Source organism: Streptomyces sp. NPDC006372 (assembly GCF_040612515.1).
In the GTDB taxonomy this organism is placed as follows: Bacteria; Actinomycetota; Actinomycetes; order Streptomycetales; family Streptomycetaceae; genus Streptomyces.
The window spans coordinates 84,831-92,858 of record NZ_JBEXQJ010000036.1 but is presented as its reverse complement, the minus strand read 5'-3'; the positions used below and the strand labels follow the sequence as shown (position 1 = coordinate 92,858).

The window sequence follows — 8,028 nt, the reverse complement described above, 5'->3', positions numbered from 1 at the left end:
GCTGGCGGTGGGCCTGGTCGAGCGCATCGGCGAGCAGACCTCCCGGCTGAAGCACACTCCGGCCGGCGGCGAGACGGCGGGGCCCGCTCACGTCATGCCGAGGTCAGCAGATGCGCGGCAACTGCTCCCCGAGCGGCAGGTCCACCACCCGCGTGCCGCCGAGGCCGGTGGCGACCACGACCATGCCGGGATGCTCGGCGACACACTCGCCGATCAGCGTGGCACCGGCACCCTGCGGATGGGCCCGCATGGCGGCCAGCACCTGCTCCGCCTCCGCCGGGGGCACGAAGGCGACCAGCCGCCCCTCGTTGGCCACGTACAGCGGATCGAGCCCGAGGAACCCGCAGGCGTTCGCCACCGCGTCCGGCACCGGAACGGCACGTTCCTGCAGTCGCACCCCGGTCCCGGAGGCCCGGGCGATCTCGTTGAGGGACGCCCCCAGACCGCCCCGGGTGGGGTCGCGCAGCACATGGATGTCGGGCGTGACGGCCAGCATCGCCGCCACCAGATCCGCCAGCGGCGCGGTGTCACTGGCGACCTCGGCCCCGAACTCCAGCCCCTCCCGGACGCTCATGATCGCGATCCCGTGCAGGCCGATCGGCCCGCTGACGATGACGGCGTCCCCGGGCCGGGCCCGCTGCGGCCGGATGTCCACCCCCTCCGGGACGAGCCCGACACCGGCGGTGGTGACGTACACACCGTCGCCGTGCCCGGACTCCACCACCTTGGTGTCACCCGTGGCGACGGTGACCCCGGCGGCCTCGGCCGCCGCGCCCATGGCACGCGCGATCCGTTCCACGACCGTCAGCTCCACGCCCTCTTCCAGCACGAAGGCGGCGGAGAGGTACGCCGGCCGCGCACCGCTCATCGCCAGATCGTTCACGGTTCCGTTGACCGCCAGGTCGCCCAGGCTGCCGCCGGGGAAGAACAGCGGCCGGACGACGTAGGAGTCGGTGGAGAACGCCAGCCGCGCGCCGCCCAGTTCGAGGACGGCGGAGTCGGTGAGACCGGCCAGGGTGGGGTTGCCGTAGGCGGGTGTGAAGACCTGCTCGATCAGCTCGGCCGACAGCGCGCCCCCACCGCCGTGTCCCATCACCACGACCGGCTGGTCGCGCAGCGGGGCGGGGCAGGTCCAGCCGGCCGGGTCGACCACATCGGCGAGTTGTTCAGGCAACGGGGTTCATCTCCTCCCGCGCGGCCCCTTCGGCCCGCGGCGTCGGCGCGTTCATCCGGCGGTACAGGTAGTACGCCGCGCAGGCACCCTCGCTGGACACCATGGTGGCGCCGAGCGGTGTACGCGGGGTGCAGGTGGTGCCGAACGCGGCGCACTCGGTCGGCTTGATCAGCCCCTGCAGCACCTCGCCGCTGCGGCACTCGGCGGGCTCCTCGGTACGGATGCCGGTGACGTCGAAACGGTGCTCGGCGTCGTACGCCCGGAAGGCGTCGCTCAGCCGCCAGCCACTGGCCGGGATCCGTCCGATACCGCGCCAGGCCCGGTCGGTGACCTCGAACACCTCCTCGATCATGCGCACGGCGGCCGGGTTGCCCTCCTCGCGCACCGCACGCGGGTACGCGTTCTCCACCCGGTGCTCGCCGCGCTCCAGCTGGCGGACCGCCCGGCGGATGCCCTCCAGGATGTCCAGCGGCTCGAACCCGGTCACCACCATCGGCACCTTGAACCGCTCGGTCAGCTCCGGGTACTCCGCCGTGCCCATCACGCTGCACACGTGCCCGGCGGCCAGGAAGCCCTGCACCCGGCACTGAGGCGCCGTCATGATCGCCTCGACCGCCGGGGGCACCCGCACGTGCGACACCAGCAGGCTGAAGTTGTTCAGCCCCAGGCGGCGCGCCTGGTGCACGGCCATCGCGTTGGCCGGGGCCGTGGTCTCGAAGCCGATCGCGAAGAACACCACCTCCCGGTCCGGATGCCGGCGGGCCAGCTCCAGGGCGTCGAGCGGCGAGTACACCACGCGCACGTCACCGCCCTCGCCCTTGACCCGGAACAGGTCACGGCCGGTGCCGGGCACCCGCAGCATGTCACCGAAGGAACAGAAGATCACATCGGGCCGCGAGGCGATCTCCAGCGCCTTGTCGATGACCTCCAGCGGCGTGACACAGACGGGGCAGCCGGGGCCGTGGATCAACTCCACCTGCTCGGGCAGCAGTTGGTCGATGCCGTGCCGGATGATCGAGTGTGTCTGCCCGCCGCACACCTCCATCAGGGCCCACGGCCGGGTCGCGGTGGCACGGATCTCGTCGAGCAGCCGCCGGGCCAGATCCGGGTCGTTGAACTCGTCGATGTACTTCACGCCGTTCCCGCCTCCTTCGCCGCCTGCTCCCACGCGTCGCCGAACTCCTCCTCCAGCAGCCCCAGTTCCTCGAACAGCTTCAGCGAGGCCAGGGCCGACTCCTCGTCGAGGCGCTGGAGCGCGAAGCCGACGTGCACGATGACGTACTCACCCACCCGCACATCGGGCACGTACTCCAGGCACGCCTGCTTCTGTACTCCGCCGAAGTCGATGAGCCCGGTGAGCGGGTCCGCGCCGTCCTCGATGGCCACGACCTTGCCGGGCACTGCCAAACACATGGGTCACTCCTCCTGTCGTAGGTGCGCCGCGACCACCAGCTGGCCGAGGGCCAATCCGCCGTCGTTGGGCGGGACTTCGCCGTGGCGGAGCACCGCGAAGCCGTCCCCCGACAGCAGCCGCGCGCACTCCTCCTCCAGCAGCGCGTTGGCGAACACGCCGCCAGTGAGCGCGACGGTGGCCAGGCCGGTCTCCTGGCGCGCCCGCCGGCAGGACTCCGCGACGGCACTCGCCACGGCGCGGTGGAAGCGGGCGGCGAGCACGGGGACCGGGGTGCCGCGCCGGAGATCGGCGACCAGTGCGCCGAGCACGGGTGCCGGGTCGTACCTGCCCCCGGCGAAGCCGAAGGCGTACGCCGAGGTGCCGTCCTCCCAGGCCGAAGCGGCGACGGCCTCCAGCTCCAGGGCCGCCTGCGCCTCGTACCCCGCGCGATGGCACACGCCCACGAGGGACGACACGGCGTCGAAGAGCCGGCCCATGCTGGAGGTCGCGGCGCAGGCCACGCCGCGCGTCACCTGCCGTTCGAGCACCGCCAGTTCATCGGGGGCGCAGGCGGCGACACTGGGCAGGGCCGGGTCCCACGGCAGGCCTGCCGCCCACAGCCGGGCCAGGGCCAGCCGGCACGGGTTGGCGACGCCCGCGTCTCCGCCGGGCAGCGGGGCGGGGGCGAGGTGCGCCAGGCGCCGGTGACCGGTGTAGCCGGCGAGCAGGATCTCGCCGCCCCAGACGGTGCCGTCGTCCCCGTACCCCGTGCCGTCGAAGGCGACACCGATCACGGGGGTGGTGCCGTCGAGGCCGTGCTCGGCCATCGCCGAGGCGATGTGCGCGTGATGGTGCTGGACCAGCACGGTGGGCTGCCCCGCCAGACGGGCGGCCCACCGCGTCGAGTGGTATCCCGGGTGCCGGTCGGCGGCGACGACCTCGGGGCTGACGCCGGTCAGGGACCGCATGTGCGCCACCGCCCCCTCCGCCGCCTCCAGGGTGGTCAGGTCGCCCATGTCGCCGATGTGCGGGCCGAACCAGGCCTCGTCGCCCTCACCGAGGCACAGGGCGTGTTTCAGGTCGCCGCCCACGGCGAGCGCGGGCCGCACCGGCACCGGCAGCCGCAGCGGGCGCGGCACGTACCCCCGGGACCGGCGCAGTACCTGCTCGCTGCCGTCGGGGCGCACCCGCAGCAGGGAGTCGTCGCAGGGCGAGGCGATGGGCCGGTCGTGGGCGAGCCAGGCGTCGGCCAGTCCGGCCAGCCGGGTCAGTGCCTCGTCGTCGTCCGTGACGATCGGTTCCCCCGAGCGGTTGCCGCTCGTCATGACCAGGACGCGGGGGCCCGCCGGATCGCGGGGCAGGCCGAACAGCAGGGTGTGCACCGGGGTGTAGGGCAGCATCACGCCCAGATGCGGGCTGCCGGGGCAGACACCGGGCGCGAGGTCCGTGCGCTCCGCTCGCCGGCGGAGCAGGACGATGGGGCGCCGGGGGCCGGTGAGCGCGGCCAGTTCGGGCGCGGAGAGCAGGGCGATCCGCCGTACGGCGTCCAGGTCGGCGCACATCACCGCGAACGGCTTGCCGCCGCGGGCCTTGCGGGAACGCAGCGTCTCGACGGCCCGTGCGTCGGTGGCGTCGCACGCCAGGTGGTAGCCGCCCAGCCCCTTGACGGCGACGATCCGCCCGGCGGCCAGCAGGGCCCGTGCCGTCGCCAGGGCGTCGGCGTCGCGGGCCGGGCGGACAGCGCTCCCGGGAGCGGGCACCAGGCGCAGCCGCGGACCGCAGCGGGGGCAGGCCACGGGCTGGGCGTGGAAGCGCCGGTCGGAGGGGTCGCCGTACTCGCGGGCACACTCGGGGCACATCGGGAAGCCGGCCATGGTGGTGACCGCCCGGTCGTACGGCATGCCCGTGGCGATGGTGAACCGCGGCCCGCAGTGGGTGCAGGTGACGAAGGGGTGCCGGTGACGGCGGTCGGCCGGATCGGCCAGCTCCCGCAGGCAGTCGGCGCAGGTCGCGGTGTCGGGCGGGAGGAGCGTGCGCCCGGGGGAGTGGTCGGTGGAACGGATGATGAAGGTGTCGTCGGCGCCGGTGACGCGCAGGTCCTCCAGCCCGACACCGGTCACGGTGGCCAGCGGTGGCGGCTGGGTCGCCAGCCGGTCGCAGAAGGCGGCGACACCGTCAGGCGGACCCTCCACCTCGATGAGGACACCGCTCGCCGTGTTGCTCACGAACCCCACGAGCGCGAGTTCGGTGGCCAGGCGGTGCACGTACGGGCGGAACCCCACGCCCTGCACGGTGCCGCGCACGGTGACGCGGCGGCGCACCGCCTGGGTGACGGGGGCTGTCACGAGACGAGGCCGGCTTCCGCGCCCTCGTGGCTGTGGATGTGCGGACGGGGCTCCAGGGGCGGCCGGTGGACCGGGGCTCCGTCCCGTACGGCGAGCACCCGCTCCAGCAGGCTGTCGACGCCGTCGCCGGTGCGGGCGCAGGACGGCACCACCTCCACCCCGGGGTTGACCCGCCGCACGTGCTCCTCGAACGCGGCCCGGTCGAAACCGGCGGGCCCGGCCAGGTCGGATTTGGTGAGGACCACCAGATGGGCCGACCCGAAGGCCGTGGGGTACTTGACCGGCTTGTCCTCGCCCTCCGTCACCGCCATGAGCACGATGCGCAGACTCTCGCCGAGGTCGTAGGAGGCCGGGCAGACGAGGTTGCCGACGTTCTCCACGAACAGCAGCGAGGTGTCCTCGGGCAGCCAGCCCTCCACGTGGCCGCGCAACTGCCGTGCCTCCAGATGGCACAGCCCGTCCGTGAGGAGCTGCTTCACCGGAGCCCCCGAACGGGCCAGCCGGTGGGCGTCGTTCTCGGTCGCCAGGTCGGCGGTGAGCGCGGCCACCGCGATGCCCCGCTCCATCGCCCTGGCCAGCACCCGGCCGAGCAGTTCGGTCTTGCCGCTGCCCGGGCTGGACAGCAGGTTGACCACGCACACTCCGCGCCGTGTGAGGTCGGCGCGCAGGTCCGCGGCCAGACCGTCGTTCTTCGCCAGGACGGCCTGGGTGACCTCTTCCATCGACTCACACATGGGCGCAGCTCCTCGCGGTCGGTAGGGAAATCGTTCCGCTACCGATCCTCCGCGCCGCCGCTCACCGTCCCCGGCAGCCCGGCCGACGACAGGGCCCCGGATTCGTCCGGGCGGCTCAACGGGGGCGTCGCCGCGGGGTCGTCGAGCAGCACCGGGACCATGGTGTGCAGCGCCGCGACGGCCCGCCCGACCGCTTCGCGCACCGTCGCGCTGATGCCCGGGGCGATGTCCTCGTCCGCGGGTGCCCGCAGCTCCGGCTCGCAGGCGAGGACGAGGACGCGGGGGAGCGGCTCGTCGCCCAGGTGGGCGGCGAGGGCCAGCACCTTCGCCGGGTCCATGCCGTGCGCCTCGGGCGGGGCGCCCCCACCGGTGCGGTCGGGCAGCTCCGGCTCGATCAGCGACAGGGTGCCCGGCTCATGTCCCCGTACGGCCGCGTCGACCAGCAGGACGGTGTCGTGGCCGTCGAGCAGGGCGTACGCGAGGTCCATCCCGCGGATGCCGAAGTCCCGCACCCGCACCTCGGGCGGCAGCGGGCGCTGCTCCAGGGCGCGGATCACCTCCGGGCCGAAGGCGTCGTCGGCGAGGAAGATGTTGCCGACGCCCGCGACGAGCAGCCGCGCGTTCATCGCGCGTCTCCGGCGGCCAGGGGCCTCGCGGAGCCGCTCGGCAGCTTGCGGACGAAGGCGGACCGCAGCGCGTGGTAAGGGGCCTGCTGGTCGAAGAAGATGGCACGCATACGGGCGAGTTCGGTCCGCCGGTACTCGGCGAGGGGCCGCTGGAGCTCGTCCGCGTGCCGTGCCGTGGCCTTGGCGGTGATCCGGTCCGCGAGATCCGGGGCGCCGGCGAGCCCGGCGGCCAGACGCTCGACCTCGCCCCGGAACTCCTGGGCCGGGACCGGTACCAGACGGTCCACCAGTCCGATCCGCTCGGCGGTCGCGGCGCTCACCGGCAGCGCCTCGGTCGTCAGCCGCTCGGCCGTCTCGGCGCCCACCCGGCGGGGCAGCGAGTACGTCCAGTACTCCGAGCCGTACAGACCCATGTTCCGGTAGTGCGGGTTGAGGACGCTGCCGGTGCGGCACCAGACCTCGTCGGCGGCGAGGGCGAGCATGACGCCGCCGGCCGCCGCGTTGCCGCCGAGGGCCGCGACCACCAGCCGGTCGGTGGTGCGCAGCACCGCCTCGACCAGGTCGTTCATGGCGTTGAGGTTGGACCAGGACTCGCCCGCCGGGTCGCTCGACGCCTCGATGACGTTGAGATGGATGCCGTTGGAGAAGAAGTCCCGGGCCCCGCCGAGCACCAGCACCGACGTGGGGCGGCTGAGCGCGTACCGGTAGCCGGCGAGCAGCCTGCGGCAGTGGGTGGTGCTCATCGCCCCGCCGGGGAACGAGAAGGACAGGAAGCCGATGTCACCCTGCTGCCGGTAGCGGATGTCGGTCCAGGTGGTGCGGTCCGGGGGCAGTTCGAGCGGGGCGGCGATCTCGGGCAGCCAGTACGGGCGGTCGCCGGAGACCGGCATGCCGTGGGATCCGGGCGGGGCCGGGAAGCCGGCGAGCACCGAGGCCGCCGGGCGTCGGAACGGTGCCGGGTCACCCGAGCTCTTGCGCGGGCGCAGCTCGGGGATCCACACCGCTCCGTCCCGGGTCGCCCGGCAGACGGCGCCGGACCGGGTCGCGAGCAGCTCCCCGGGCTCCCCCCGCAGCCGGTCCTCGGGATGCCCGCCGTGCAGGAACACCTCCCGGCCGCAGAGCTCGTCCCGCACCCCGGGCTGCGAGTCGGCCCCGCGGAGCTTGCGCAGCACCGTCTGGGTGCTGTCGTTCTCCCAGTCGATGCGCCGCTGCTCCTGGCGGAAGAAGTCGCGCCACACCACGTTGATCCCGGGCTCGCTCTGCGGGCGCGGCTTGTACGACCCGTCGGCGTACCGTCGCACGGCCTGGAGGACGGCGGCCGTCGCGGCGTCCGCCACCTCGTTGCGATACAGGTCGCTCTTGCCCACCGGCGGCACCGGGAAGGACCCGTCCGCCCAGACGTCGCCCGCGTCCATGGCGGCTTCGGCCTGAAGCACCGTCACACCCCACCGGGGCGCCCCCTCGGCGATCGCCCAGTCCAGGGACGACGGGCCCCGGTCACCGGGCGGCCCCGGGTGCACGATCAGGCAGGTGTGCTCCTGCCACACGTCCTCCGGCACGGCCGACTTCAGCATCGGGGCGACGACCAGGTCCGGGCGCGTCTCCCGTACGGCGGCCCGGACGGCGTCGGGCCCGTGCGAGGCGAGCACGACGTCCACCCGGTGGTCCTGGTCCGACAGTTCGGCGTACACACGCTGCGACAGGCTGTTGAACGCACTGGCGACGAGCAAGATGTCCATGACATCGCATGGTCGCC

The 8,028-nt window shown here is 73.8% G+C and carries 7 protein-coding genes; all 7 read right to left on the bottom strand.

Annotation, left to right across the window (positions count from 1 at the left end):
- Nucleotides 1-103 precede the first annotated feature (103 nt).
- From hypE to ABZ016_RS35735, 7 genes are read right to left on the bottom strand one after another with little or no spacing between them, the layout of a single operon-like run.
- On the bottom strand, nucleotides 104-1,174 hold the full coding sequence (gene hypE, locus ABZ016_RS35765; protein ID WP_356920880.1) for a hydrogenase expression/formation protein HypE: 1,071 nt from the start codon (nucleotides 1,172-1,174) through the stop codon (nucleotides 104-106).
- Nucleotides 1,167-2,309 (bottom strand): hydrogenase formation protein HypD, encoded by a 1,143-nt coding sequence (hypD, locus tag ABZ016_RS35760; RefSeq protein ID WP_356920879.1) that lies wholly within the window; start codon nucleotides 2,307-2,309, stop codon nucleotides 1,167-1,169. The genes hypE and hypD overlap by 8 nt, the downstream gene beginning before the upstream one ends.
- On the bottom strand, nucleotides 2,306-2,587 hold the full coding sequence (locus ABZ016_RS35755; RefSeq protein ID WP_003988167.1) for a HypC/HybG/HupF family hydrogenase formation chaperone: 282 nt from the start codon (nucleotides 2,585-2,587) through the stop codon (nucleotides 2,306-2,308). The genes hypD and ABZ016_RS35755 overlap by 4 nt, the downstream gene beginning before the upstream one ends.
- 3 nt (nucleotides 2,588-2,590) lie before the next feature.
- The gene (gene hypF / locus ABZ016_RS35750; RefSeq protein ID WP_356920878.1) at nucleotides 2,591-4,912 is read right to left on the bottom strand and encodes a carbamoyltransferase HypF; all 2,322 of its coding nucleotides are present in this window, start codon (nucleotides 4,910-4,912) and stop codon (nucleotides 2,591-2,593) included.
- On the bottom strand, nucleotides 4,909-5,646 hold the full coding sequence (gene hypB, locus ABZ016_RS35745; RefSeq protein WP_356920877.1) for a hydrogenase nickel incorporation protein HypB: 738 nt from the start codon (nucleotides 5,644-5,646) through the stop codon (nucleotides 4,909-4,911). Before hypB ends, hypF begins: the two co-directional genes overlap by 4 nt.
- 38 nt (nucleotides 5,647-5,684) lie before the next feature.
- Entirely contained in the window at nucleotides 5,685-6,272 is a 588-nt protein-coding gene (locus ABZ016_RS35740) for a hydrogenase maturation protease (RefSeq protein WP_356920876.1), read from the bottom strand.
- The gene (locus ABZ016_RS35735; RefSeq protein ID WP_356920875.1) at nucleotides 6,269-8,011 is read right to left on the bottom strand and encodes an enoyl-CoA hydratase-related protein; all 1,743 of its coding nucleotides are present in this window, start codon (nucleotides 8,009-8,011) and stop codon (nucleotides 6,269-6,271) included. The genes ABZ016_RS35740 and ABZ016_RS35735 overlap by 4 nt, the downstream gene beginning before the upstream one ends.
- Between the last annotated feature and the right edge of the window lie 17 nt (nucleotides 8,012-8,028).

Bases quoted from the DNA above. Each gene is read 5' to 3' on its own strand.
- ABZ016_RS35755 (WP_003988167.1), bottom strand. From the start codon at position 2,587: ATGTGTTTGGCAGTGCCCGGCAAGGTCGTGGCCATCGAGGACGGCGCG.
- hypB (WP_356920877.1), bottom strand. From the start codon at position 5,646: ATGTGTGAGTCGATGGAAGAGGTCACCCAGGCCGTCCTGGCGAAGAAC.
- ABZ016_RS35735 (WP_356920875.1), bottom strand. From the start codon at position 8,011: ATGGACATCTTGCTCGTCGCCAGTGCGTTCAACAGCCTGTCGCAGCGT.
- ABZ016_RS35740 (WP_356920876.1), bottom strand. From the start codon at position 6,272: ATGAACGCGCGGCTGCTCGTCGCGGGCGTCGGCAACATCTTCCTCGCC.